24 protein-coding genes are annotated in these 26,669 nt (G+C 53.8%); 22 read left to right on the forward strand and 2 right to left on the reverse strand.

What is annotated here, in order from left to right; all coding sequences use genetic code 11:
• The first annotated feature begins 66 nt into the window (after positions 1 to 66).
• The 16 genes from LBJ36_04340 (at position 67) to LBJ36_04415 (ending at position 14,693) form a co-directional block, all read left to right on the forward strand.
• Complete coding sequence (locus tag LBJ36_04340; GenBank protein ID MDR1378260.1) at positions 67 to 1,656, forward strand: DUF4139 domain-containing protein; 1,590 nt, start codon at positions 67 to 69, stop codon at positions 1,654 to 1,656.
• Between the two features lie 125 nt (positions 1,657 to 1,781).
• Positions 1,782 to 2,450, forward strand: a complete 669-nt coding sequence (locus tag LBJ36_04345) for a GntR family transcriptional regulator (GenBank protein MDR1378261.1) — start codon at positions 1,782 to 1,784, stop codon at positions 2,448 to 2,450.
• 36 nt (positions 2,451 to 2,486) lie between these two features.
• Positions 2,487 to 3,641 carry a GNAT family N-acetyltransferase gene (locus tag LBJ36_04350; protein ID MDR1378262.1) on the forward strand — a complete coding sequence of 385 codons (1,155 nt, stop codon included), beginning with the start codon at positions 2,487 to 2,489 and terminating at the stop codon, positions 3,639 to 3,641.
• A 16-nt stretch (positions 3,642 to 3,657) separates the two neighbouring features.
• Positions 3,658 to 4,191, forward strand: a complete 534-nt coding sequence (gene citX / locus LBJ36_04355; GenBank protein MDR1378263.1) for a citrate lyase holo-[acyl-carrier protein] synthase — start codon at positions 3,658 to 3,660, stop codon at positions 4,189 to 4,191.
• On the forward strand, positions 4,188 to 5,117 hold the full coding sequence (locus LBJ36_04360) for a triphosphoribosyl-dephospho-CoA synthase (GenBank protein ID MDR1378264.1): 930 nt from the start codon (positions 4,188 to 4,190) through the stop codon (positions 5,115 to 5,117). The genes citX and LBJ36_04360 overlap by 4 nt, the downstream gene beginning before the upstream one ends.
• Before the next feature lie 51 nt (positions 5,118 to 5,168).
• Complete coding sequence (gmk, locus tag LBJ36_04365; GenBank protein ID MDR1378265.1) at positions 5,169 to 5,780, forward strand: guanylate kinase; 612 nt, start codon at positions 5,169 to 5,171, stop codon at positions 5,778 to 5,780.
• A 200-nt stretch (positions 5,781 to 5,980) separates the two neighbouring features.
• The gene (locus tag LBJ36_04370) at positions 5,981 to 6,247 is read left to right on the forward strand and encodes a DNA-directed RNA polymerase subunit omega (protein ID MDR1378266.1); all 267 of its coding nucleotides are present in this window, start codon (positions 5,981 to 5,983) and stop codon (positions 6,245 to 6,247) included.
• 12 nt (positions 6,248 to 6,259) lie between these two features.
• Complete coding sequence (gene coaBC, locus LBJ36_04375; GenBank protein MDR1378267.1) at positions 6,260 to 7,492, forward strand: bifunctional phosphopantothenoylcysteine decarboxylase/phosphopantothenate--cysteine ligase CoaBC; 1,233 nt, start codon at positions 6,260 to 6,262, stop codon at positions 7,490 to 7,492.
• Between the two features lie 70 nt (positions 7,493 to 7,562).
• Positions 7,563 to 9,365 carry a hypothetical protein gene (locus LBJ36_04380; protein ID MDR1378268.1) on the forward strand — a complete coding sequence of 601 codons (1,803 nt, stop codon included), beginning with the start codon at positions 7,563 to 7,565 and terminating at the stop codon, positions 9,363 to 9,365.
• Positions 9,366 to 9,464: 99 nt separating this feature from the next.
• Positions 9,465 to 10,100 carry a protein-L-isoaspartate(D-aspartate) O-methyltransferase gene (locus LBJ36_04385; GenBank protein MDR1378269.1) on the forward strand — a complete coding sequence of 212 codons (636 nt, stop codon included), beginning with the start codon at positions 9,465 to 9,467 and terminating at the stop codon, positions 10,098 to 10,100.
• Between the two features lie 169 nt (positions 10,101 to 10,269).
• Complete coding sequence (locus LBJ36_04390) at positions 10,270 to 10,749, forward strand: QueT transporter family protein (GenBank protein MDR1378270.1); 480 nt, start codon at positions 10,270 to 10,272, stop codon at positions 10,747 to 10,749.
• A gap of 40 nt (positions 10,750 to 10,789) precedes the next feature.
• The gene (pxpB, locus tag LBJ36_04395) at positions 10,790 to 11,584 is read left to right on the forward strand and encodes a 5-oxoprolinase subunit PxpB (GenBank protein ID MDR1378271.1); all 795 of its coding nucleotides are present in this window, start codon (positions 10,790 to 10,792) and stop codon (positions 11,582 to 11,584) included.
• Positions 11,565 to 12,626, forward strand: coding sequence for a biotin-dependent carboxyltransferase family protein (locus tag LBJ36_04400; protein ID MDR1378272.1), 1,062 nt, complete (start codon positions 11,565 to 11,567; stop codon positions 12,624 to 12,626). Before pxpB ends, LBJ36_04400 begins: the two co-directional genes overlap by 20 nt.
• An 11-nt stretch (positions 12,627 to 12,637) precedes the next feature.
• Entirely contained in the window at positions 12,638 to 13,411 is a 774-nt protein-coding gene (locus LBJ36_04405) for a LamB/YcsF family protein (protein ID MDR1378273.1), read from the forward strand.
• 117 nt (positions 13,412 to 13,528) lie between these two features.
• The gene (locus LBJ36_04410) at positions 13,529 to 13,849 is read left to right on the forward strand and encodes a type II toxin-antitoxin system HicB family antitoxin (GenBank protein MDR1378274.1); all 321 of its coding nucleotides are present in this window, start codon (positions 13,529 to 13,531) and stop codon (positions 13,847 to 13,849) included.
• 37 nt (positions 13,850 to 13,886) lie between these two features.
• A complete protein-coding gene (locus tag LBJ36_04415; protein ID MDR1378275.1) occupies positions 13,887 to 14,693 on the forward strand; it encodes a putative hydro-lyase in 807 nt (268 codons plus the stop codon).
• 82 nt (positions 14,694 to 14,775) lie between these two features.
• Here LBJ36_04415 and LBJ36_04420 read toward each other — a convergent pair whose 3' ends face one another.
• Both LBJ36_04420 and LBJ36_04425 read right to left on the reverse strand, forming a co-directional pair.
• Positions 14,776 to 16,458, reverse strand: coding sequence for a formate--tetrahydrofolate ligase (locus LBJ36_04420; protein MDR1378276.1), 1,683 nt, complete (start codon positions 16,456 to 16,458; stop codon positions 14,776 to 14,778).
• A gap of 157 nt (positions 16,459 to 16,615) precedes the next feature.
• On the reverse strand, positions 16,616 to 17,107 hold the full coding sequence (locus LBJ36_04425) for a prepilin-type N-terminal cleavage/methylation domain-containing protein (GenBank protein ID MDR1378277.1): 492 nt from the start codon (positions 17,105 to 17,107) through the stop codon (positions 16,616 to 16,618).
• Between the two features lie 720 nt (positions 17,108 to 17,827).
• Here LBJ36_04425 and LBJ36_04430 point away from each other — a divergent pair.
• The 6 genes from LBJ36_04430 to LBJ36_04455 all read left to right on the forward strand — a co-directional run bounded on the left by LBJ36_04430 (position 17,828) and on the right by LBJ36_04455 (position 26,583).
• The gene (locus tag LBJ36_04430; protein ID MDR1378278.1) at positions 17,828 to 19,144 is read left to right on the forward strand and encodes a hypothetical protein; all 1,317 of its coding nucleotides are present in this window, start codon (positions 17,828 to 17,830) and stop codon (positions 19,142 to 19,144) included.
• Between the two features lie 46 nt (positions 19,145 to 19,190).
• Positions 19,191 to 20,750 carry a 3-oxoacid CoA-transferase gene (locus LBJ36_04435; GenBank protein ID MDR1378279.1) on the forward strand — a complete coding sequence of 520 codons (1,560 nt, stop codon included), beginning with the start codon at positions 19,191 to 19,193 and terminating at the stop codon, positions 20,748 to 20,750.
• Positions 20,751 to 20,903: 153 nt separating this feature from the next.
• Positions 20,904 to 21,740 (forward strand): zinc transporter ZupT, encoded by an 837-nt coding sequence (gene zupT / locus LBJ36_04440; GenBank protein ID MDR1378280.1) that lies wholly within the window; start codon positions 20,904 to 20,906, stop codon positions 21,738 to 21,740.
• Between the two features lie 142 nt (positions 21,741 to 21,882).
• Positions 21,883 to 23,133, forward strand: a complete 1,251-nt coding sequence (gene hutI, locus LBJ36_04445) for an imidazolonepropionase (protein MDR1378281.1) — start codon at positions 21,883 to 21,885, stop codon at positions 23,131 to 23,133.
• A 347-nt stretch (positions 23,134 to 23,480) separates the two neighbouring features.
• Positions 23,481 to 24,260 (forward strand): molybdate ABC transporter substrate-binding protein, encoded by a 780-nt coding sequence (gene modA, locus LBJ36_04450; protein MDR1378282.1) that lies wholly within the window; start codon positions 23,481 to 23,483, stop codon positions 24,258 to 24,260.
• 94 nt (positions 24,261 to 24,354) lie between these two features.
• Positions 24,355 to 26,583, forward strand: a complete 2,229-nt coding sequence (locus tag LBJ36_04455) for a hypothetical protein (GenBank protein MDR1378283.1) — start codon at positions 24,355 to 24,357, stop codon at positions 26,581 to 26,583.
• Positions 26,584 to 26,669 lie beyond the last annotated feature (86 nt).

A 26,669-nucleotide genomic window follows, 5' to 3' on the forward strand; every position in this document is an offset into this window, starting at 1 on the left:
CTATAATCTATATCTCGATAAAGGGGGAAATGTTCATTGCGACGTAGCTTTTTGTTAGGATGTTTTATGATGTTTCTTTTGACAGGAATCATGGGAATCACAGGCGAAGCCCAGGAAGCCAACGCAACCAGGATGGACAAAGTCCCGCCAGTGATATCGGTGGACTTTTATCCCAGCGGAGCCCGCTTTGTTTTTGAGATTTTCGAGGTTGCCGAGGACCCTGGTTACCGGGAGTTTGAGTTCTACCTGCCGGGGGCCTTCGACTTTCAAAACGTGCGCCCTCTGACCCAGGGTGATGTAACTACCTTCAGTGTCGATTCATTGAATCTCGGCCGCTGGGAGCCACAGGAGCTGGAGCCCCTGAAGCGGATCGTTGCGGACAGAACCCGAGAACTCAATCTGCTGCAGGGGCGTCAAAGGGCTTTGAAGCAGGCTCTATCCTTGTTCGACGCTCCTCTCTCTCTGGATATAAAAGACCCGCAACTGCTGTCCCACGTGGATGACCTGTACAACGCGCGCCTTCGCTTCGAGTCCCGGATGGTGGACGCGCGTATCGCCGTCAAAGAAGCAAAAGAGGAATTGCGGAAGGCCGAGGAGGAACTGAAATTGCTCCAGGCCGAACGTGAAGGCAAGAGGCCTTATAACGACGAGTCTATCCTTCGAGTTTGCGGAACCGCGGTGAAGCCTGCTCCCATTTTAGTCGAGGCCTATACTTCCGCTGCCAGGTGGAACGCGCGTTACGACATGGACTTGAGCAGCGAGACGGGCGATATAGTCGCGAAAATGCGGGCTCAGGTCTGGCAGAAGACGGGGCTAAACATCGAAGGCGAGTTTTCTTTCCACACGCGTCACCCATCCTCCACGGTGCCCCTCTATGAGCTGGGACCTCTGCGGGTGAACCTGAGAAGGCAACCCCCGAAGCCCTTGGTTAAGAATGACCGCGCGTCGATGGCGATGATGGAATCTGGAGAAGCGAACATGTTTAAGGCGCTTGACGCCAAACCCGTGTCTCCTATGGAGGTGCCCGTCATGAACTTGACACCGGCGGACATCACCGTGAAAGGGATAGGGGAGATCAAAGGGGATGGTACCCGGGAGGACATCGCATTAGGGGTTTTTCAAATGAAAAGCGACGTTTTGTTGGTCTCCATTCCTGAGCAAAACAGCGAAACGTGGATTGTCGCCAGCATGGATCACTCCTCTTCATCCCTGTCGTCCACCATACCCCTTTTGCCGGGTCCAGCTGACTTGACCGTGAATGGCGCCGGCAGCGGTAAAACGAACATCCCAGCCTTCGGTTTGCAGGAACAAATCCCCTTCGGCATGGCCTCGCGATTGACCTCTCGTAAAGAACCTTTTGTTTCTAAAACGGGAACCACCTGGATCGGCAAGGGCGTTCTGGAGGACGGTTATACTCTCATCGTCACCAATGGGACGGAGACAGCGTGGGAGGTTCTCGTGAAAGACCGTATTCCCATACCCGTGAACGAGAAAATACAACTCGAGGTGAAAAAAATTGCCCCGACTCCAGCGGAACGGGACCCAGAGAACCGCCTGACGTGGAAAATCGATCTCCAGCCCGGCGAGACGAAACGAATCGTTGTGGAGTTCACGCTTCATTACCCCAGCGACGAGACGTTGGAATACATACGATAGCTATAGCTCAGTCCCCGCGTCCACCATACGGATACGGTAGAGTGAGACTTGACTACTAATCTGAGATACTATATATTCTGCATTTAGAGATGAGATAGGCATCCTGACCAGGTGAGGCGAAGGTAATGTCGCAGGTCATAGCAGTAGAAGACATTAGACCCATTCGGGAATTGGTGTACGAATATCTGAAAAGCGCAATAGGAACAGGGGAGATTCCCAGCGGCAGACGATTGAATGAATCGGAGCTGGCTCTGAAGCTCAACATAAGTCGTACGCCTATCCGTGAAGCCATTCGGAAGCTAGAGTCTGATGGGCTGGTGGAGGCGATTCCCCGCCGAGGCGTTGTCGTTCGGGATGTTGACATGACGGAAATTATCGAAATCTACATGATTCGCCAAGCCTTGGAGGTCATGGCCTTCAAGGCCGCGGCGGAACGGATCACCCCGAAAGAACTGAAAAAAGCCCGAAAATATCTTTGCGACGCTGAAACCCTTCTGTCGAAAAAAGAATTTGAAGAGTACTTTCTCGTCAACGAATTGTTCACGAATGTTGTTATTAAAGCGGGCCACCTGCCAAAAATCACCCAGTTGATTGCCAGCTATCGCGACCAGCTTCGGCGGTATCGCAAGATTACCCTCTCAGAGCCGCATCGCCAACAGAAAGTGATACGGCAACATTCGGACATCTTGGATGCCATCGAAAACCACGACGTGGAGAAGGTAGGGGATCTCGTCTTTCAGCACCTGGAAGATGCTTTAGAGGTTTGCAGGCGCAACAACAATGCCCATGCCTGATAAACCGCGCAACAGGTCATGTGACAGGTCATGTGGATGAGTTCTGAACGGGTTCTCCGCGCTCCCTCAGACTTCAAGCAAAGAGCCGAGCTTCTCGCCTCCAGGGGGCTTTCCGTTCCGGGCGGAGAGGATGTCGTCTTAGGGCTTTTCGACGAAGAGCTACTTGTGGCCACAGGGTCACTGGTGGGGCGCGTCATTGAGGGCGTTGCCGTAAAAAAGGAACGCGAAGGCCAAGGGTTGACATCCGAACTTCTGAGCTTTTTGTTGAGATACGCCTCCGACGCTGGAATATGGAATCTTTTTCTCTTCACCAAACCCACCGAGGCGTTGCGCTTCGTTGACCTGGGGTTCCGTTTCGTGGCCTCCACGGACTCCGCCGCGTTGTTGGAGTGGGGACGGCCGGGGATAGAAGAGTTTCTAAAGAATTTGGCGCTCCAATCGTCGGGGCGATTTTCGGATCGATTTGAAGATCAATTTGAAGATCGATTTAAAGATCAATTTAAAGATCGATTTGAAGATCAATTTGAAGAAAACGGGGAAAAAACTTCGCGCCGAGGAGAGCGGAGTTTTAGTTGCAATTGCGGTTGCGTGGTGGCCAACTGTAACCCCTTCACGCGAGGACACCGATACCTCATCGAAACGGCGTCCCTCGTCAGCGAGCGCCTTTACGTCATTGTGGTCGAGGACCCAGGGGGAGTCGTAAACGCCGCCAACCGGCCGGCCTTTCCCTTCGAGGTTCGGTTCCGGCTCGTGCGCGAGGGCGTGAAGGACCTTCGTAACGTTTTCGTTCTTAGCGGAGGGGAGTATGTGATTTCCGCCGCCACTTTTCCCTCCTACTTCACTGGGGAGAAAGATGTCGCCTTCGTCCACGCGGCCCTCGACCTGGAAATCTTCGCGACCCGCATCGCCCCGGCCCTTTCCATAACCAGACGTTTTGTGGGTACCGAGCCTTTTTCCCCCGTGACGAACATCTACAACGAGACCATGAAGCGCCTTCTGCCCCGGCACGGTATCGCGGTGGAGGAACTGGAGCGGATACAAGTGGGCGGTACGGCCGTCAGCGCGTCCCGCGTCCGTGCCCTCCTGAGGAAAGGAAGCGTCGAGGATGCGCGTGAACTCGTTCCTCCTTGCACGTGGCGCTTTCTCGACTCCTCCGAAGCCGAGCCAGTGCTGCGAAAACTGCGTGGATAAGACAGGATCAAACAGGATGAGACAAAGCCTTTGCTCAAATGTTCCTAACGCTGTTGCCGCTTTGCTGAATGCGCGAGAGGAGCGGTGGCTACGACGTCTAGCCTTGTCGGAGCGTGGCACTCTCCTCACTGTTACCCTCAACCTGCCGGGGCCGGACAAATGCCTGCCTCAGTGGTTGGCGTTTTACGCCGCCGCCCGGAACGACTTAGAAGAAAACTTAGCCATTCGAGGATATGACGTTGTTCTCGCGTCCTTTTACCTGAGCGCCGCAGGGCCAGAGACCCATTTTCTCCTTGTGGATAAGGCGATTAAGGCGGCGGAACTCAAGCGCGCGATGGTCGATTTCGAGGAACGCTACCCAGCGGGACGGCTTTTGGACCTGGACGTCATGGCCAGCGAAGGAGAACCCTTGGGGCGGGAATCGCTTGGCCTACCTCCTCGTTCTTGTCTTTGTTGTTCTCGGCCGGCCAAGGAATGCGCGGCCCAGGCGCGGCATCCTCTCGATCAGGTCCTGCGGGCGGCCGAACGCTTCTTACGCGTTTTTGAATGACGGATCTGGAAATAGCGGGGTTCGCCGTCCGATCCCTTCTGCTCGAAGCCTCTCTCGCCCCTAAACCTGGACTGGTGACACCTTATAACAACGGATCCCACAAGGATATGAATTTTCAGGCATTTGTAAAAAGCGCATTAGCTCTGATCCACTGTTTCGAGACGTGCGCCGCCGTCGGGCGAGATTTCGCGGGACTCCCTCCCGAAGACGCTCTTCCTTCTCTTCGTAAAGCGGGGCTTCAAGGGGAAAAGGCCATGTACCGCGTCACGGAGGGAGTCAACACGCATAAAGGAGCCATATACCTGCTGGGTTTTTTGTGCGCCGCCGTCGGAAGAGCGCTTGGACAATCGGATGCTTTATCAGGAGGAGTTCCGCCTCCGAGAGATTTAGCACGATCAGCTGGGTCTTTTGTCCGGGGGACCGTTCAGCGAGAACTCGTCTCCCTCGCGCGCAAAGCCCCTACCGCTTTCACAGCGGGGGAACGAGCCTATCGAGACTGCGGCTTCACGGGAGCGCGAGGCGAGGTGGAGGGCGGATACCCCTTAACGCTGGAAGCCCTATCGTATCTCGACACCCAATTATCTTTTACTCAATTACAATTGCCTTCCTGCCGGCTTAAGGACGCTCTCGTGGATACGTTTTTTTTTATCGTCGCCCGCAATTCTGACACCAACCTCTACGCGCGGGGCGGTCTGGAGGGCGTCGAAACGGCGAAAACGCTGGCTCAGGAGGTCCTTCGGAGCGGTGGGGTATCGACTCCCCAAGGGCGCGAAAAAATACGGAGCGCAGAAAAGATCTTCGTCCAAAAAAACCTGAGCCCTGGCGGAAGCGCGGATATTTTATCCTCCACGGTTTTTCTGCTTCAGATTATGGAACTTGCCATATACGCCCAAGATGCCGTATCATTAGCTGGCAACGAAGAATAGAAGACTGGGAACCCTGAGATTGAGAGCGAGAGATGGAATAGAGGGGTTGTTTTGGAAGGACAGGTACGCAAAGGAAAGCTCTTTGTGCTGGCTGGGCCCAGCGGGGTGGGGAAAGGAACGTTGAGAGCGCGCGCTTTGGATGACGTGGAGAATTTGGTGTATTCCATATCATGCACTACGCGGCGACCACGTAGCGGCGAACGCGAGGGTGTGGATTATCATTTCGTCACACAAGAGGACTTCGAGGACAAAGTGGTCCGGGGACTGTTTTTGGAGCACGCGGTCGTCCATGGGGACTGTTATGGTACGTTGCGGGAGGATGTGGAGCGCGAAACAAATGCTGGCTGCGACGTCCTCTTGGAGATCGACGTTCAGGGCGCGCGGCAGGTGCGCCGGCTTCTGCCGGAGAGCGTCTTGATCTTCGTAGCGCCACCCTCTCTGGAGGTCTTGGAACAACGTTTGCGTCAGCGAAAGACGGAATCTGAGGAGAAAATTGGACTGAGGCTCGAAAATGCGAGGAAAGAAATGCGAGAGATCGGAGAGTACAACCACGTGGTCCTCAACAACGTTCTGGACCAGGCGGCGGCGGAGCTGCGCAACATCGTCCTCGGCTATCGGGAGAGCTATCGAGAAAATCACCAGAAGAGCGGGCACGCTCTTTAAATGGAGCGAAACATCTAAGCTTGAGTGCTGAAAAAGCTGGTTTTTAGCTACTTTAACTTTAGGCTTTTTATCAAGTTTTGGCTATTTTAACTTTGGGCTTTTTATCGAGTTTTGGCTATTCTAATCTTTAGGCTTTTTATCGAGTTTTAGATATTCTAATCTTTAGGCTTTTTATCGGATTCAGAAAGGCGGTCGCAAAAATGAAATTTTACGACATCGATGCCCTCGAAAGCAAGTGCGGCACCGACAACAAATATAAGATCACGGCATTGGTGGCGGCCAGGGCTCGATGGTTGAGCGAGAGAAAGACATTCATCGACGCGCTGCCAGTGAACGAAAAATACCTTTCGGCCGCGCTCTTGGAGGTTGAAGAAGGAAAGCTCTTGATAAACTGGACGGAAGAACAGGAAAAGATACCTTCTCATTCTCGCAAACACGTGGAGGCGGCTACCTCCCTAAGAGAGTGACATCTATTCAAAATGAACGGAAAAACCCTTGCTTGGAAGCGTTCCCGTAAAATATTTTTGTGTATTACGGGGGGAATCGCCGCTTACAAAATTCCCGATCTAGTCAGTCGCCTAAAAAAGCTGGACTGCGAGGTGGAAATAGCCATGACCGAGGCGGCTGAAACCTTGGTCAGCCCCTTGGCTCTTTCGACTCTTTCCGGCCGCCGCGTTTGGCTGCAAAGGGATTTTCTCTCCTCCTCGCGGGGTTTTGAGATTCCCCACATTCGGTTGGCCGATTGGGCGGAGGTCGTGGTGATCGCTCCTTGTTCCGCCAATACCGCTTTTGGCATCGCGCAGGGGCGGGCCGGCAGCGTTGTGGAGGCCGCACTCCTTGCTACTCGCGCGCCTGTGCTGCTTTTCCCGGCGATGAACGTCCACATGTTCGAGAACCCGGCTACTCAACAGAACCTACGAACTCTGGCGGAACGAGGCGCACGCGTCGTGGACCCCGACTTCGGGCTTCTGGCCTGCGGATACGAGGGCAAAGGACGCCTGCCGGACACTGATCTCATCCTGGAAGAAATCGCCTACGCCCTTTCCCCTCACCGAGATTTGGCGGGGAAACACGTGCTGGTCACGGCGGGACCCACTCGCGAGTACTTGGACCCGGTGCGCTTCATCTCCAACCCGTCCAGTGGAAAAATGGGGCTTGCCGTGGCGAGAACCGCCTGGTACCGGGGGGCGGAGGTGCGTGTCATCTTGGGACCGGTGAACGCCACCGGTTGTGTCCACGGTCTGAAGATCCGTAATGTGATCTCAGCCCTGGAAATGCGTGACGCGGTTATGGATAGCCTGGCCTGGGCGGACTGCGTCGTCAAAGCCGCTGCGGTGGGGGATTACCGCGCCCAAGACAAATCCGAACACAAGATCAAACGCGATCCGGGAGGGGATACGCTTTCGTTGTCTTTAACTCAGAACCCGGATATTGCCGCAGAGGTCGGGTCCCAGAAGAGACCGGGGCAATTTTTGATCGGTTTCGCCGCCGAGACCGAGAATCTGGTGAACAACGCCCGAGCGAAACTGGAGCGTAAAAAGATGGACTTGATGGTGGCCAACGATGTCACCGCGCCGGGCAGCGGTTTTGAAGTGGACACCAACAAAGTGCGCCTCTTTTCCAGAAACGGAGAAGCGGCCATCTCCGGCAGCAAAGAAGAAGTCGCCGACACCTTATGGGAATACATAGCGGATCATGGCCTTTGGACTTGACGAGCAAGATTCCGATGCCCACGGCTTTCTCTTGTAAACTTCGCCTTTTGATCTGGACCCGGAGGTTGAATTGACTCGCAAGGTGGAGGTGATCGTTCCGGGGCCTTGGTGGAATACCTTGACTTACCTCTGCGACGCAGATTTACCCCTGGTGGAGGGCGCGCGGGTACGCGTTCCCGTCGGGGAAGGCGGGCGGGTGGGTTTCGCGGACCCCGCCGCGGTTCCAACGAAGGCGTTCGCGAAACTCAAACCTCTTCGGGAAGTTCTGGACGACAGGTGCGCTCTGGGGGACGAGCTTTGGGGTCTTGCGCGTTGGATGGGGAAAACGTTCCTGTGCGGCATGGGCAGGGCCCTGCAACTTCTTTGCCCCCCGCCCCTCCTTCAGGGAAAGCCGATTCCGCCCCGTCCCGCGCTTTTGCCAAGACTGGAAAAAGAGGTTTTTCAAGAAATCTCCTTCTATCATCCTCTGGACGACGAACGTTTCGCTTACTATCTCGAAAGACTTTCCGCCCCCGTCCGGGCTCTCGTGATCTTTCCAGAGGCGAAGGTGAGCGCTGGCTTTTTCGCCCGTTTGCCTACGTCCATCCAAGAAAGCGCCCTCCTGTGGCCCTCTCAGGGAGGGAAAAAATTATGGGACGCCTGGACTCGGACGGCATCCGGCGAGGTTCGAGTCGTGATCGGGTCTCAGGGGGCGGTGTTCGCGCCTTCGAGTTTCGAGGAGTTTATCGTGGACGACGAGTCTAACCCGGCTTACGTTTTCCAGCACGCGCCGCGGATCTCAGCTCGCAGTTTGATCGGTCGTCGCGCCTTGGCATCGAAGGCGCGATTCCTTTTAGGGGGGCGAATGCCGTCGGCCAAAACCTATCTCCGTACCCACCCCAAGTGCGCACTGCTTCCAGATCGCAAAAAACTGATCTTCGTGGACATGGGCCGCTCTTTCAAAAACGAGGTCCGCGGCGTGGAGGGGACTCTTCCCGTCACGGGCGCTTTGGTCGAGCGTACCCGCGCGACATTAGAGGGAGGACTTCACGCTCTCTGGATCATGGATCGCAAAGGACAGGCGGGAGAGGTTTTTTGCTCTGATTGCGGGGAGTCCTTTACCTGCTCGCGCTGTGGTTCCGTCATGCGAAGCGAAAGCGGCGGAAACGGAGAAATGATTCTGCGCTGTGTTCGATGCGGCGCGCGAGGGACGCTTCCCGACCAATGTCCCGCTTGCCGGGGAACTCTCTTGTTAGGGAAGAGGCCGGGGCTAGAGGCCTTGCTACCGCTGGCGCTCCGGTACGTGAGAGGGCATCGGGTCCTATTGGATGGAGCGGACAAGACGAAAAAGGGCTCCAAGCCCCAGGTGCCGTCTCTCGTCTTGGGAACGCGGAAGGCTTTGTCTCTCTGCGATGCTCTCGACGTGGGCCTCGTGGCTTGGTTGGACCTGGACGCTGAGGCGCGCGGCATCGAATACAACGCCAGGTTTCAGGCGTTCAGCATGGTGTGGGAGTCTTATTGGAGGGGACGGAGAAAAAACGGGACCGAGAACAGGACCGTTCTGGCCCAGACGCGCCGCCCGGGAAGCAGCTGGCAACGTTCTTTCTGGCTCGGATGGGAACATTTTTGGGAGGAAGAATTGCGGGACCGCAAAAGCCTGGATTTGCCACCTCATCAACTTTTGGCGCAGGTTGATTTCCCGGAAAAAGGAGGTGTGGTCCGAAACGCTCTGCTGGAAATTCTTGAGAGGGAAAATATTTTCGCGCTGGACTCCGGTGGCCCTCTCTGGATTACGCTCAAGTCCTTAAACCGTTTGAGGACGGTCCTAGCTCCCTGTTTTGAAATAGAACATTCACGTCAAGGATTTCCCACAATAACTGTTTGGATAGAATAAGCAAGTAGGATACAATAATTATTGATGTATCGTCCAATTTTGTTCTGTTTGTTCGTTCTGTTTGAGGGAGGTTTTGTTTGACCGCGGAGGATAAGAGAGATGCGAGAGTGGCATATGCAGGCATCCGATATGGTGGAGGAACAGATTGTCGGTCGCGATGTAAAGAACGTTCGTATTCTCAAAGCGATGTCCACCGTGCCCCGGCACCTTTTCGTGCCGGAAAAATACGCGGGAAGCGCTTACATCGACCGCCCACTACCCATAGGGGAGCGACAGACAATCTCTCAGCCATATATGGTCGCGAAAATGACGGAGCTTTTGTCCGCAGAGCCCGGGATGAAAGTATTGGAAATCGGGACGGGATCCGGGTATCAGGCGGCGATCCTGTCGGCTTTGGGCTTTCGCGTCTGGTCGGTGGAGCGGATTCAGTCCCTTGTCGATGGGGCGCGGAGGAGGCTGTCCGCTTTGGATTGCGACGTTACGCTGATTCACGACGACGGACGCAATGGTTACCCTGATGCATCTCCTTATGACAGAATCCTCGTCACGGCGGCATCGTCGCGTGTGGAGCCCGCTTGGGACAGCCAACTGGCCATAAACGGTTTGTTGGTAGCGCCATTGGACGTCATGACGGGTGGACAGCGTCTTCTGGTGCGGGAGAACTTGAAAAATGGTTTCAGGAACACGTGGTATGATTATTGTCGTTTTGTCCCCCTCTTGGTAGGTATTGATTAAATAGGTATTGATTAAGTAGAGATTGGTTAAGTAGAGATTGATTAATCAGGTGTTGATGAGATCCCTTGATTTTATCGTGAATAGTCTAGAGACGCGTGATCATGTGTCTCTGTGGGGATCCACGAAGCACGGAGAAAATCTTAAATTTTAAGGAGTTTGACAGAGTCGGATGAACATAAAACCAGATATAAAATTGAAAAGTTTAGCTCTAGGTAGCGTTGTCGCCGCTTTATACGCCGTTTTGACCATCACGCTTGCCCCTATTTCTTATGGTCCGGTGCAGTTTCGCGTCTCCGAGGCGCTGACCCTTCTGCCTTTTTATTTCCCCGAAGCTATCCCTGGGCTTTTCGTGGGATGTTTTATCGCCAATTTTTTCGGTGGCAACGGAATGCTAGACGTTTTTGTGGGAAGCTTCGCCACTTTGGCAGCGGCGTACCTGTCGCGCAAAATGCCTCGATTGTGGCTCGCGACCCTGCCACCCATTCTGGTCAACATGGCGGCCATCGGGACGCTGCTCCACTATCTTCTTGGCGTTCCCCTCTGGAGCACTGTCTTCTACGTGGGCATTGGACAGATGGGGGCCTGTGTACTTCTGGGCTATCCCCTGATGAAGGCTCTGGAAAATCGAGGAATCTTTAAACGCCGATAGAATTATCCTGTACTTTGATATCGAGAGGGGAGAGCGCGTGATGTCCACGAGAGCCCCGCGCTTTTTTTACGCTGGTGAAAGCGCCGTCGTTGTCGAGTTCGGAGACTCCATTGACATGGAGACGAACAAGCGCGTCCAGGTTTTGCGCAAAAAAATCGAAAGCTGCTCCTTTCCTGGCTTTATCGAGACGGTTCCCACATACCGGTCTTTGGCCGTTTATTTTAACCCGCTGCAGGCGGGCCCCCCAGAAAAACTGGAAGCTCTGTTACTCGAACTGTCCCAGAATCTGGAGATGAGCGGTGCGGAGGAAAAAGAGCTATTGATCATCCCCACCTGTTACGGGGGCGAGTTCGGGCCAGACTTAGATAAGGTCGCGTCGCGCACGGGACTCTCCGCCGACGAGGTGATCCGCCGCCACAGCGCCCAGGACTGTTATTGTTATATGCTGGGTTTTGTTCCGGGCTATCCCTACTTGGGCGGCATGGATCCCTCACTGGAGACGCCGCGATTGAAAGAGCCCCGGGAAAAAATTCCCGTCGGCTCCGTCGGCATAGGGGGAAAGCAGACGGGCATCTATACCGTGGAAAGTCCAGGGGGCTGGAATTTGATCGGCCGGACGCCCCTACGTATGTTTGATCCTGACAGACCTCTTCGGCCAGGAGGCACTCCGGCAATCTTTCTGAACGCGGGAATGTGGGTACGCTTCTCCCCCATCGACGCGGCGGATTTCGAGCTCCTCGCCCACCAGTCCGTCCTGCCGGATTGGCAGCCCGACATTCGCAAAAATAAAAAAGCGACAAAAGAGGTAATAGGCGATGTGCCTGACGGAGTTTGAGGTCCTGAAGCCGGGAATGTTCACCACCGTCCAAGATTTGGGCCGTCACGGGTATCAGATGTGGGGTATTCCCGTCGCTGGAGCCATGGACGGAGCCGCTTTGCGCCTAGGGAACATTCTGGTCGGCAACGAGGAAAATACTGCGGGCCTGGAAATCACCATGACCGGGCCCGTCTTGAAGGTTTTGAGGGGTGAAGGGTGTTTCGCCGTAACGGGAGCGAAGATCGGCGTGACAAAAAACGGGTTTCCGCTTCCCTACTGGACGACTCATCGATTTGTAACTGGAGACGTCCTTGCGTTGGGCATGGTCTCCAGCGGATTCCGCGCTTATTTGTGCGTTGGAGGCGGCTTCGACGTGCCTCTGGTGATGGGCAGCCGGTCCACTTACACTCGTGGCGGGTTCGGTGGGTACCAGGGCCGCGCCCTCAGAGCCAGTGACCTGTTACTCACGGGGACGGCGGACGTTCTTTGGGCGGAATGCGAGGGTTTGGAATGCCCGCCCGTCTTGCGTCCGAACCGAGATCCCGGCATTCCGCTGCGCGCGATCACCGCTCAGGAGGACGCTTTCGCGGAGGAGGGGCTCGTCACGTTTTACTCCTCCGAGTACGTCATCTCAAACGTATCGGACCGCATGGGCTACCGGATGGAGGGTCCGACCATCGCCCACAGGGAAACGGCGGACATTATCTCCGACGTCACGTGTCTGGGTAGTGTCCAGGTACCGGGACACGGGCAGCCCATCGTGATGCTGGCGGATCGTCAGACGACGGGGGGTTACGCGAAGATCGCCACGGTCTGCGCGGTGGACGTGGAAAATCTGGCTCAACGTCTGCCTGGGCAGAAAGTGCATTTCGCTCGCGTCTCCGTCTCTGAGGCCGTGGAGCTGTTGAGGAAGGAAGAGACCCTGTTCTCGGCCATGAAAAAACTCCGGGCCGCAAAACGGTCAATCTCTTCCGTATCCAGCTCTTCCGTATCCAGAGGAACATGGAACGTGACGGTGAACGGCGAAAACCACCAGATAGAGTGGGAAAGATTGGGGTGAGCGCGATGGCGATGGTGATGGTGGATCTCAACAGCGACCTGGGGGAGAGCTTCGGAGCCTGGACGATGGGGATAGACTCGGAGGTGATGAGTTATATTAGCTCCGCGAACGTGGCTTGTGCTTGGCACGGGGGCGACGCCGAGGTCATGCTCAGGACGGTTCGGGCGGCCAAGGCCCAAAACGTGGCCGTGGGGGCTCATCCTGGCTATCCCGACCTGCTGGGGTTCGGGCGGCGCAACATGGCCTGCACGGTGGACGAGCTTTATGCTTATACGCTTTATCAAGTGGGGGCGCTCCAAGCGATATGCGCTTCCGAAGGGCTGGAACTTCAGCACGTGAAACCTCATGGAGCCATGTACAATCAGGCGGCAAAGGACCCAAAATCGGCCACCGCCATCGTGAAGGCCGTCAAGAACGCGGGAAGGGGGCTCATTTTCATGGGGCTCGCAGGTTCTGCTTTTGAAGTGGCGGCTCTGGAGCAAGGTGTGCCTTTCGCGTCGGAGGCTTTCGCTGATCGTGGGTACATGCCAGATGGATCTCTAGTACCCCGCTCCCAGCCGGGCGCTTTCATCCACGACCCCGACCAGGCCGCGGTCCGTATGGTAAAGTTGGTCAAGGAGGGCGTTATCGAGACCCCTGACGGTCAGATTTTGAAGCTCGTGGCTCATTCTATCTGCCTGCACGGAGACAACCCCGCGGCAGTGAAGATGGCGATGGCCGTTCGCGCGGCTTTGGAGAAAAATGGGATTGCGGTCAGAAACGTGCGAGAAGTGCTAGGAAAGTGATTCTTTGATGGGATTCACTATAACGGCAACAGAGATAATGGCGTTTCTGGCATCAAAGGGATACCTAATAGCTGGATTTACCCCACAAGATGTTATGAAATGGAGGTCTGAATAATCATGAAACGAAAATATGCTTTGTCGTTAATTTTCTTCCCTCAGGACGAAGGCGGCTATCATGTGGAATGTCCAGAAATATCTGGGTGCTTTACGTGTGGCAAAACTTTGGAAGAAGCTACAGAAGCTATAAATAATTTGATTCAAGACCTCATGCCGGACGAAATAAAGACGGAGATACAAGAAGAGATGTTCCGCCTAGGGCATTGTCTTCCAGGAAAGCAGTTCTACGAAGTAAAGGTCGTAGAGGTCGAAGCCACCGATAGCGGAGAGATTTTTTTTACCTCTGCGGATGTAGCCGAGAGGATTCAAGCTGCGGTTTAAGAGATGGGATTATGTGAAGAAGGGGATAATACCAACCATGACAAAAGCGAAAATGAGCGATTACGCAACGTGCAGTCCTCAGGAAGTGCGCCAGATGATCCGTGAGGGAAAGTGGGATCGCCCGACGTCCGGGATGTGCGCCGGTCACGTGCAGGGGAACTTGGTGGTGCTGCCCAAGGACCTGGCTTATGACTTTTTGGTCTTCGCTCAGCGCAACCCGAAACCCTGCCCCATCCTCGACGTGACCGAGCCCGGCGATCCGGAGCCCAAGCTGGTGGCACCAGGGGCCAGCCTCGCCACAGACATTCCCCGGTACCGTGTCTGGAAAAACGGGGAATGCGTAGACGAGCCCACGGATGCGCGGCGGTACTGGCGTGACGACCTGGTGGGGTTCCTGCTGGGCTGTTCTTTTTCCTTTGAGGGAGCTTTGATGCAGGCGAACATCGCGGTGCGTCACATCGACTGCGACTGCAACGTGCCGATGTACATCACAAACATTCCCTGCAACCCGGCCGGTCGGCTGCGGGGCCCTATGGTGGTTTCTATGCGCCCCGTTCCGGCGTCCCTGGTTCCGAAGGCCGTTCTCTGCACGGGGCGTTTTCCGGCGGTCCACGGCGCTCCGGTGCATATCGGGAAGCCCGCCGTTATCGGGATCGAGAATATCGACAAACCCGACTTCGGCGACTCCGTACCGATCTACCCCGGAGAGATCCCCGTCTTTTGGGCCTGCGGGGTAACCCCCCAAGCGGCGATCATGGCCGTAAAGCCGGAGTTCGCTATCACCCACGCCCCCGGCTGTATGTTCGTCGCCGACCCTCTGGACAGCGAATACGCGGTATTTTGATTTGGATTAATGGGATCAGGGGACAAGTCCCCTGTGTTTTTTTAGTCAAGGTCCCGCGGTTGTTAATCTTGTTGTTAATCTTTTAGAACAATCCCGAAATTTTCCCGTCCTCGTCGACGTCGATGGACAAGGCCGCGGGTTTTTTGGGAAGCCCCGGCATTGTCATGATGGAGCCGGTCACCGCCACCAAGAAGCCGGCCCCGGCGGAAAGGCGTACCTCCCGCACCGTAACGCGAAAGCCCTTGGGGCGGCCCAGCTTGGCCGCGTCGTCGGAGAGGGAGTACTGGGTTTTCGCCATGCAGATCAAAAGGTCGTCTTTGCCCAACCCGTGAATCAGATCCAGGTCTTTTTCGGCCTGTGGAGTGAAGTCTACTCCATCCGCGCCGTAGATCTCTCTGGCGATGGCGTTTATCTTTTCCTTGGGGCTCATGACGGCTTCGTAGATAAACTTCACTTCCAAGGTTTTTTCGCGTTTTTCACAAGCCTCGATGACTTTTTTGGCTAACTCCGCGCCGCCTTTTCCGCCTTTTTCCCAGACCTCGGAGAGGGCGAAACTTGCGCCCAGCTCGGAGCATTTTTTCTCCACTAAGGCCAGTTCCGCTTCGGTGTCCAAGGGAAACCGATTGATGGCGACCACCACCGGAAGCCCGAACTTCTTGATGTTCTCGATATGCTTTTCGAGGTTCGGCATCCCCGCCTCCAATGCTTTTAAATCCTCTCCCGTGAGTTCTGTTTTCTTTCTGCCCCCGTGCATCTTAAGGGCGCGAACCGTAGCTACCAACACCACCGCGTCGGGAGCGAGCCCAGCGGCGCGACATTTGATATCCAGGAACTTCTCGGCGCCCAGGTCCGCGCCGAAACCAGCCTCCGTCACCAAATATTCCGCCAGCTTCAACCCCAGTTTAGTGGCCTGGACGCTGTTGCAGCCGTGGGCAATGTTGGCGAAGGGTCCGCCGTGGATGAAAGCGGGCACGCCCTCCAGGGTCTGAACTAGGTTCGGGTTGATGGCGTCCTTCAGAAGCGCAGCCATAGCCCCAGCCGCTCCGATATCCGCCACAGTGACGGGTTTGCCGTCGTAGCTATAGGCCAGGACGATCTTAGCGAGGCGTGCTTTGAGGTCCATCAAGTCCATCGCCAAACAAAGAATAGCCATCACCTCGGACGCGACGGTAATATCGAAACCGCTCTCCCGAGGGACGCCTTCCGTTTTACCGCCGAGCCCCATGATGATTTTGCGTAAAGCCCTCTCGTTCAAGTCCATCACCCTGCGGAAAACGATGCGGCGCGGGTCGATGTTCAGCTCGTTGCCCTGCTGGATGTGATTATCGAGCATCGCCGCGCAGAGGTTATGGGCTGTGGTAATGGCGTGCAGGTCTCCGGTGAAGTGGAGATTGATGTCCTCCATGGGAACGACCTGGGAATACCCACCTCCAGCCGCCCCTCCTTTGACGCCGAAGCTGGGACCCAGCGAAGGCTCTCGGAGGGCCACGCAGGCTTTTTTGCCGACACAGGCCAAGCCCTGGACGAGCCCCACGCTGGTGGTGGTCTTGCCCTCTCCCGCCGGGGTGGGCGTAATGGCCGTTACCAAGACGAGCTTGCCGTCTGGCTTGTTCGTGAGTCTTTTCAACACCCTGGGACGCACCTTCGCCTTATATTTACCGTAAAGTTCCAGATCGTCTTCTTCTATCCCCAACTTTTCGGCTATTTTAACGATCGGCTCCATTTGCGCGGCTTGCGCTATTTCGATATCGCTCGGTACTCTCATTAAAAACCACTCCATCCATTTTCAAGTTATTCCCGAGGGAAGAAGTCCGAATCCGAACCCCAGACTATTTTATACAAAATATTGCCGGTTATGACCTGTGAGATCCTAACCGGTGCTAAAAGCGAAAATTAAGAGAATTTTTGAAAAGGAAAGGCGCTTACATCCCTCGTGTCCAGACCACAGTGTTCGATCGCTTGTAAAGGTACGTGGAGCTAAAGGTTGGGGGAGGGGTCAAAATATTGTCGGAACCATAAAGAGCCATCGTATAGGTGGATTGGGCTTTATCCTCTATGATCTCATTCACACGAGTCTTACCCTTTAGCCTCACTCCCACCCACCACTTGCCACCCGTAAAGAAAAAAGCGTAGCGGATGGGGTCGTTGATAATGCGTCCATGGTCCATGTACTTACCCAGCAGTTCAGCGTAATTAACGCTCGCGGCTGGGAAAAAATCGCCGCTATTCATAACAAACAACATCGCGCCAGATTTCATAACGCGGAGGTCACTGAGAATAGCCATCGCTTCGGCGCTGGACTCGCCACTCGCCTGGGCCAACAACATAGACCCTGCCAATATCCCGATGATAACGATGACGATCAAGACTTCGACGAGCGTAAAACCTTCACGTTTTTTTCGAGGTTGACACATTCGATACATTTCTTCCTCTCTTATCCTGAAATTTCCACCTTAAATGTTTTTATTGTATAAGACTCTTTAATCTTGCGATATAGGGATTTAGTTGTATATTTTATAATACGTATAAATCTATACAATAATAAATTTACTGCTAGATGACATATAATGATTATATGATATGTGATGATTATATGATATATGATGGTTAATGGTTATATTTTTCGCGCTGTGATTTTTACGATTGCGGGCCTGATCTTCTCAGAATTAAACATTCAATACCCAAGCAATACCCAACGCGGACTATTAGTTATCTCATTAATTGTCTCATTAGTTAACTAATTTATTGTCTACAATCTCTCTGAATACTTGTCCGTTGAGCTTCCATTCGAGTAATCTTCTATCAAGAATGAATTTTAACTCCTTTTTAGCTCATCTAAATCTAAAACGCAATCATTTACACTTTTCCCGACGCGTCCACCCTGGGAATTATCCGCCTAACTTGCAAAAAATATTTTATATGAGGTAAAATGTCAATATTATCGCTGCATTAAATTTCTTAACATAAAATCATCACATGTACCGATGTTTTTCTCGACATACGAACAAGCTCTCCCGAACTTGGAGACAGGGAGGAGATGAGTTTGCGGCACTGACGTTTAGATATAACGCACAAAGGGCAGCAATTCGATCCGCGCGGTTCGAAACGCCATATTATGAAACGAGGAGAAAAAAATGGATGAAGTGACGATCAGTGTCATAGGTATTGTTGTGGCTTTGGGACTTGTGTTGTATATGATCATGAAGGGCGTCAATATCTTCGTTGTCGCGTTCTTGTGTTCGACAATTGTAGCCTTGACGGGAGACATTCACCTCTATGATGCGCTCAAGGGACATTATATGAGAGGGTTCGTCGGGTTCATGCAGGCCAACTACCTGATATTCCTGACGGGTACCTTGCTGGGCAAGATGATGGAGGTCACTAACGGCGCCAAAGCCATAGCGCAGATGTTGGTAAGGCTCTTCGGCAAGGACAAGGCGATCATCTCCGTCCCGCTCGCCTGCGGCATCCTGGGTTACGGCGGGGTGAGCGCTTTTGTCATCAGTTTCTGCGTATTCCCCATAGCGCTTCAAATCTTCAAAGAAGCAGACCTGCCAAGGCGCTTCATCCCAGCGGCCCTCACGTTTGGTTGTTCGACGTTTGCTATGGTCGCGCCAGGCGCGCCTCAAATCCACAACGCAATCCCGGCCAGTACTTTAGGCACGGACTTGATGGCTGGCGCGCTGGTCGGCTTTGTCTCTTGCGCGGTAGTGCTTGTGATTGGCTGTCTTTGGCTGTTCCAAATCGTGCGCAAGGCCCAAGCCCAAGGAGAGCACTTCGTAGCAAAGTCCATGGACGTGTTCGCCAGCGGCGAGGAAAAGCTGCCCAATGGCTTCGTTGCCCTTATTCCGTTGATCGTCACCATTTTTATCATTAACATCAAAATTGGTGGTCAACCCATAGTTAACCTGGAGTCCGGGCTGCTTTTGGGCTCGATCCTCGCCTTTGCGCTAATGAATAACTACCAAGACAATAGCCAGATCCTGGCCAACTTGGGTGACAGTTGCAAAAACTCTATGGGCGCCATCGCCAACACGTGCGCGGTGGTGGGCTTCGGCACGGTGGTCCAGGCCGCCAAGGCGTTTCCCGCGATCGTCAACGCCGTCCTCGATATCCCCGGACCCGACCTTGTGGGAGTGGCCGTAGCCATGAACGTCATCGCCGGTATTTGCGGTTCCGCGTCGGGCGGATTGGGCATCGCTACCCCATTGATCGCTCCGGTTTACCTCGCGAGGGGAGTTCATGCCGCCGTCCTGCACCGAACCCTTACGATCGCGTCGTCAGCTTTGGATTCGCTGCCACATAACGGTTATATTGTCACCGTCACGAATGGTATCTGCAATGAAACCCACAAAGACGCCTACGGAGCGGTGTTCAAGTTGACGGTTATCACGCCGTTGATCGGAACAGCAGTCTGCGTCATTCTGTTTACCCTATTCCCCATAGTGTAAAGATATCTCCTACACCAAACCTATAATTGAATATGGAGGAAATAAAATGAGTAAAGTCATATCCGCCGAATACGCGGTCTCTCTGGTACAAGACAAAATGACCCTCGGAATAGGAGGGTTCGTGGGCTCCGGCATACCGGAGGAGCTGTTGTCCGCGCTTCAAAAAAGATACAATGAGTCACAGAGTCCCAAGGACTTGACGCTTTTCCACTGCGCCGCCGTCGGTAATGGCAAAGATAAAGGGACCAACCATGTGGGTATTGAGGGCTTGGTCACAAAATTGATCTGCGCTCACATCGGACTGGAGCCGGAGTTGAACAAGCTGACCGTCGCCAACAAATTGGCTGCCTACATGATTCCGCAGGGTGTCACGTGCCATTTGTTGCGCGCCATCGCGGGTAAAAAACCCGGTGTTTTGACTCATGTAGGGTTAAAAACTTTTGCCGACCCCCGCCTAGAGGGTTGCAAGGCGAATCAGGCGGCCATCGATTCCGGCGAGGAAGTTGTCTCTCTCATTCAAATCGAAGGGAAAGACTATTTGTTTTACAAATCCTTCCCCATCAACATTTGTTTCATCAAAGGCACTTTTGGCGACGTGAACGGAAACATTTCCCTCGAAAGGGAATCCGTGCGTTCTGATCAGCTCGAAATGGCCTTGGCCGTCCACAATCATGGTGGCATCGTGATCGCCGAGGTCGAAAAGATCGTCGCGGCGGGCAGTTTGGATCCCAGGAACATCGTCGTTCACGGCTTGATGGTGGACTACGTCGTGGAAGCCACTGCCGAAAAAAATTGGCACACGTGGGCATCACAGGCATACCGGCCGGAGCTTTCCGGAGAAATCAAGATCCCCCTCGACGCTATACCCGCCATGAAGCTGGATCATCGCAAAATCTGTGGAAGGCGCGCCGCTTTTGAACTCAAAAAAGGGAAGCTGGTCAATCTGGGTATAGGAATCCCTGACGCCGTGGCTGCCGTCGCCAGCGAGGAGGGATTTTCTAACGAGATCACCCTTTCAATCGAGTCCGGTGTTTTGGGCGGAGTTCCACTGGGCGGTCTTGGCATAGGCGCCACGATAGGACCGGAGGCTATTTACAAACAGCCCGATATTTTCGATGTCTATGACGGCGGCGGTCTTGATCTGACGTTCCTGGGAGCCGCCGAAATCGACGCAAAGGGCAACGTCAACGTGTCCAAGTTCGCTGGGCGGGTGGTCGGTCCAGGAGGCTTTGTCAATATTTCCCAAAACGCGAAAAAAGTTTGTTTCACGGGCACGTTTACGGCGGGTAAGCTGGAAACCAGAATCGAGGGCGGCAAGCTCACGATCGTCAAAGAGGGAACCGGCGTCAAGTTTATGAACAAAATCGAACAAGTCACGTTTTCCGCCGAGTACGCCGCTGAAACAGGGCAAGAAGTGTTATACATCACCGAAAGAGCCGTATTCAAGCTCACTAAAGAAGGCATCATGCTCATCGAAATTGCTCCGGGCGTCGAGTTAGAAAAGGATATTCTGGCTCACATGGAATTTAAGCCTCTCATCGCGGAGAATTTGAAGTTGATGGATGAGCGAATTTTCAAAAACGAAAAAATGGGCCTCACAATATAAGCCCACATAAGCCCACATAAGCCCACGCTATAACCCCGATTTGCAAAATCGACATCGACCAGGTATTCTTTGCATATTTTCCCGGTGACCGCTCCTTTCCTTCTGCCGGGGAAATATGCAAAAAAACATTCTAGAAGGGGAGTCGAAAACCTCATGGACACGCATACCTTATTTTTCGCTTTTGGACTTACACTGTTCGCGGGGCTTTCCACGGGGATAGGTTCGGCGTTGGCCTTCTGGGCGAAACGGACAAACACCCGGTTTCTTTCGATTAGTATGGGTTTTTCCGCGGGAGTCATGATTTATGTCTCTTTTGTGGAGATCCTTACCGAGGCCCGCAAGGCATTGACGGAAGAGTGGGGAGCCTTGGCGGGAGCGTGGGGAACCGTGACGGCGTTTTTCGCGGGCATGGCCTTGATCGCCGTCATTGACAGATGGGTACCCAGCGCTGAAAACCCCCACGAAGCACACACCGTGGAGGAGATGTCCTTGAGCAAAAGCGAACACGCCGACAAACACCACGACATGAGCGCGCTCCACCGTACCGGAATCTTGACGGCCATCGCCATCGCCATACATAACTTCCCCGAAGGGCTCGCGACTTTCGCGTCCGCCCTTGTAAATCCGAACTTGGGTATCGCCATCGCCGTGGCTGTCGCCATTCACAATATCCCCGAAGGTATCGCCGTATCCGTGCCTATCTTTTACTCCACCGGCGACCGCAAAAAAGCCTTTCTTTACTCCTTCCTGTCGGGGCTAGCCGAACCCGTCGGAGCTTTGGTGGGGTACGTGGCGCTGATGCCCTTTTTCTCTCCCACCGTCTTCGGCCTTCTGTTCGCGGTCGTCGCGGGGATCATGGTGTTTATCTCTTTCGACGAGCTTCTACCTGCGGCGGAAGAATATGGGGAGCACCACCTGAGTCTCTACGGCCTCATCTCTGGCATGGCCGTCATGGCCCTCTCCCTGCTTTTGTTCATTCCGAACCCTTAAATTCCGAACCCTTAAGAAAACGGCGATTGCTTATTTAAGTAATGAAAAACATTTTGCCAAGTTAGATGTGCCATTGTACCTGACTATTATACTCGATAGAGAGATTTTAATCAGTCGTGAATTTTTGAGGGGAGACGGTTTCATGACGATAAAGCTATTCAGGAACGCGTGTATCTATACGGCCCGGACGGGAAAAAAACCGGCGGCAGGGGAGGAACAGAGACAGATCGCCCAGTGGGCGGAGGGGTGTTTCTTGACGGAGAACGGGCGCTTTGTGGCCGTCGGCACGCCCCAGGAGATCGAGAACAAAATAAAGGAAAAAAAGGGAAAGCTCATCAAAGAATACAACCTGGAGGGGGCAGCCGTCATTCCCGGCTTCGTGGACCCTCACACTCACGCTTGCTTCGCCGCGAAGCGGGAGGCCGAGTTTTCCATGCGCCTGGCGGGTAAACCTTATCTGGATATTCTGAAAGCGGGGGGAGGCATTCTCTCCTCCGTGAGTAAAGTGCGGGCTACCTCCGAGGAGGAGCTGTTCCAATTCTCTCACCGGATGTTGGGAACGACCCTTCATTATGGCACCACCACAGTGGAGGTCAAAAGCGGCTACGGGCTGGACACGGAGACGGAATTAAAGATGCTGAGGGTTGCGGACCGTTTAGGACGCGAAACGCCCCAAACGATTGTATCCACTTTTATGGGCGCTCACGCCGTGCCGGAGGAGCACAGGCAAACGCCTGAGACCTACGTGACGTTACTCCAGGAGGAAATGTTACCCGCCGTGGCTCGGCAGGGAATCGCCAGGTTCTGTGACATCTTCTGCGAGGAGGGGGTATTTTCGGTGAAGCAAAGCCGCGGAATCCTACAAAAAGCCAGGGAACTGGGCTTACGATTAAAGATTCACGCCGACGAGGTTCATGACCTGGGAGGTGCCGCCTTGGCGGGGGAACTCCACACGACATCAGCGGAGCATCTTCTGGCGGCCTCCGACACGGGCATCAACGCCTTGGCCCAAGGAGGCGTGGTGGCCGTCCTGTTGCCCGCCACGGCCTACAGCCTGAAAAAACCCTTCGCCCGCGCTCGGACGATGATCGAAAAGAACGTCCCGGTGGCGCTGGCGACGGACCTGAACCCCGGCTCCTGCTTCTGCGCGTCCATGCCCTTCGTTGTAAGCCTCGCCATTATGGGCATGAACTTGACGCCTGAGGAAGCGCTCCTGGGCGCGACGCTGAACGCGGCCTGGGCGGTCGGGTTGGAACGGGAGGTCGGTAGTCTGGAGCCCGGCAAACTGGCCGATTTCATCGTATTGGACGGAGAAACTCCCGCTATTCTGGCCTACGCTTCCGGCGCGCGCCCCATTCTCTCCGTCTGGAAAGCCGGGGAAAAGGTGGCGTGAGGAAACATCCTGGCGCTCCTGAAAATAGTTTAGCTTAGAATAGTTTAGGCTGAAATAGTTTAGATTAAAATAGTTTAGATTGGCGGCTTTTGCCGCCATTTTTTTTGAATATACAATAATACGAGAACGCTAAAAATGCTCGCCCTTTTTTTTGAGAATAAAACGGACCTTGGAATTGAAATCTAAACTGAAACGCGACAGCAAACGCAACTTTGTTGCAAAAAATTGATTCGACCAGTAAACTTACTGAGGGGGTGATGTTGTGAGTTGATTTCGTATGAATTGGGCAGTGGTCGGATTGAAGTAGATGGATCTGAAGTAGATGGATCATTAGGAGGTGAATGGATATGGCAGTAAACATCGCTGCGGCGGCAAGTCTCACAAATGGATTGGACGATGTTATAGCGGAGTTCAAGAAGGACATGCAATACCAAGATACCGTGTTCACTGTGATATACGGCAGTTCTGGAGCGCTCGCAAGACAGATTATCGGCACATCGGGGTATACCCCTATATACCCCGATGTATTTATCTCCGCAAGCGAAGGGGCGATGGATGTAGTTAACAATGCCGGAAAGCTGGCGAACAACACTCGATTCGATTGGGTAGGAAATTCCCTGGTTATTGTCAGGAACAACATCAGCGGGCAACCGTACCCCGTCATCAACAATTTCGGAGATGTCGCGCAGAGCACAGCGAATATGGCGACAACCCATATTTGGCTTCCGAATCCTTACGATCCGGATTTTGTTCCAGCGGGAATCTACGCTGAAACGACTTTCAAACAGTACACGCCCGATGCGAAGCATTGGGACTATGTATTCGCAAAAGCCACGTCTGATGAAACAGTAGCGCAAGACGTTCAATATACGCTTAACGGCGTATTGAGCGACGGATCTCCCGCAATCGGGGTTGTCTACAACTCGGATGCCAAAGGCGCGGACTTAACGCCCATTGTGACCGCGCCGACTTCAATAAACCTAACTATTATCTACCCGGCGGCACAGGTGACTCAGAGTTTACAAGATACAGGTACGATTGGTGCTTTTCTTGAGTTCTTGAATACAGATTCCACGCGCGAAATTCTTACCGACTCCACAAAAGGTTACGGTTTCAGATTACTATAATTTTACAAGAGGGGCGTAAAATATGTTGAAGCCAAGTTTTCGTCGTTTCTTTTCACTGCTGTTTGTTTTGGCGTTGGCGACATCGCTGTTCGCAATGTCACTTTCGTCTGACGCGTATACGAATCCATATGCGGACCCCAACGCTTTACCGGAAGACGACCCCGACATATGGATAGGCGCGGATATTTCGTGGTACACGGATGATGTGGATGCGGAATCCTATTTACTGTCGACACCCGCGGAACTCTATGGTTTCGCGTATCTTGTCGACAGATTTGGAAGCGATACTTATGAAGCTGTCAGTTTCATAGACAGAACTATTTTTCTCAGTAACGACATAGACCTTGCGGTAAGTGTCGATGTGTCAATCGGCCTGAAGATCGAGAAAAAATTTGCCGAAAAAGTAGACCCTGGAGAACGTGACGAGGAAAAACTTGACGAAAAAGTAAGAGAAGTACTGAAAACCGCGACCTATGGCGAAATCTGGAGACCTATCGGTTGGGGGGATTTTACAAAAACGGTTCCGCCTACAACGACTTACTGTCCATTCGAGGGTATATTTGACGGTAATGGACATACCATAAGTGGGCTTGCCGAAGAATCGCTCTTTGGCAACGCTATCGGCGCGACGATAAAAAATTTGTCGACGAGCGGCGAACTTCATACGCTATCTCTAACGCGCGCTCATTCCATTGCGGGTATAGTGAACGCAGCGATACACACCGATCTCCTCAACCTGACGAGCGACGTCGCGTTATTCTACGAAGCGTCAAGCCCATTTTGCCTGGTTGGCGGTATTGTGGGGAACGCTATAGGGACTATGAAGATCAGCGATTGCAAATTTGAAGGCAGCTACGATAAAATAGGAACCAATCAGCCAAATGTACCCGGCGGTATTGTGGGTCAAGTCGGTTTTTCCGTTGCCGCTTACGACACCGATTTAACGATCGAAAATTGCGTCAATGAGGTAGACCTCGTGGGATCTACCGGTGTTGGCGGAATCGCGGGCGGAGTGTATTATAGTGCGGGAAGTAGCAATTCGACCGTGGGCGTTAAGCTCACGATCAAGAACTGCGTCAATAATGGCGACATGTCGAGTCTTATTGGCGGCGCCACTTATATCGGCACGGGCGGCATCCTCGGGAACGTTGGCTGGATGGTAAACGTCGATTGGGCGAATAATGTCAGAGTCACTATCGATAACTGCGTGAACACGGGCAATATAAGCGGTTTTCGTTCCAATGTCGGAGGTATTGTCGGCTATCTCCAGTACGGCAACGGCTCGTCTATCAAGAACAGTTACAACTGGGGCAACGTCTCTGTCGGCAGCCCAAACCACATAACTCCGGCATTGGCGGCGGGCGGCATAGCGGGACGCGTGGACAACGCGGCGCAAGATATCTTTGAGAACAATTACAACGCGGGCGTCGTTTCAAGTGATCAGCCAGGTGCGCCATACGTCGGCGGATTCATCGGTTACGCCTCCGGTACCAGTGTTATCGCCGGCGCCAGTGCTCTCAGCGCGAACAACTACTACCTCGATACATCCGCTCCGGGCGCGGTTGCGTCCGAAGATTATACTGGCGTGACCGCCGAGACCGAAGAGTATATGAAGTCCGCGGCGTTCGCGGAGGACCTCGGTAGCGCGTATGCGGCGGTTGAGGATAGTTACCCGTTTCTGAGTTGGCAGATCGAGGAGACGCCTGTTGATGAGCCTATCAATGAGCATGAGCCTGTCGATACGGATGTGCCGCCTGAAGGACCAGACACCACGGTGGTAACCGTGAAGAAAACCGTGCAAGATTCCGACTCGCAGGGCGATGTATGGAGCCTCACGATCAAGAAACAGAACGGTGAAAGCATCGAGAGCGGCGTTAAGTTCTACGTATGGTTCATAGCGTTCAAGTTCGAGAGCGATTCCATTCACAGCGCCGCGGAAACTCGCTACGGGCCGTTTGTGACGACAAGCGCGGCGAACGCGAACGGCGACGTGACGCTCACGGTGGACGTAGACGCCCTTGAAACGCCGGAAGGTACAAAAGCCTCCATCTCTGCTGGAACTTATCAGATCAAGTATGCGGACGAGGATACCCGAGGGATCATCGGCACGACCGGCCTGATCACCACGCGGGGAACGAGCGCGCCGATCAGCGGCGGCGGTGAGACCAACGGCGGCGGGACCAGAGGCAGTAATAGCAGCGGCGGTGGATGCGACGCGAGCGGTTTTGGTTCATTCGCGCTGCTCGCTGCGGCAGGGAGTGTGTTCCTTAGAGGGAAGCGGATTAGGACAACCGAAAGGTCAGATCTGAACAAAGCGGCGTAGATCAAAGGCATAGATCAAGGGCATAGATTAAGGGTATAGATTAAGTTGGAGGCCTCCCATTAATTGAGAGGCCCTCTTTTTTCAAT

The sequence above is a fragment of the Synergistaceae bacterium genome (assembly GCA_031267575.1).
Classification (GTDB): domain Bacteria; phylum Synergistota; class Synergistia; order Synergistales; family Aminobacteriaceae; genus JAIRYN01.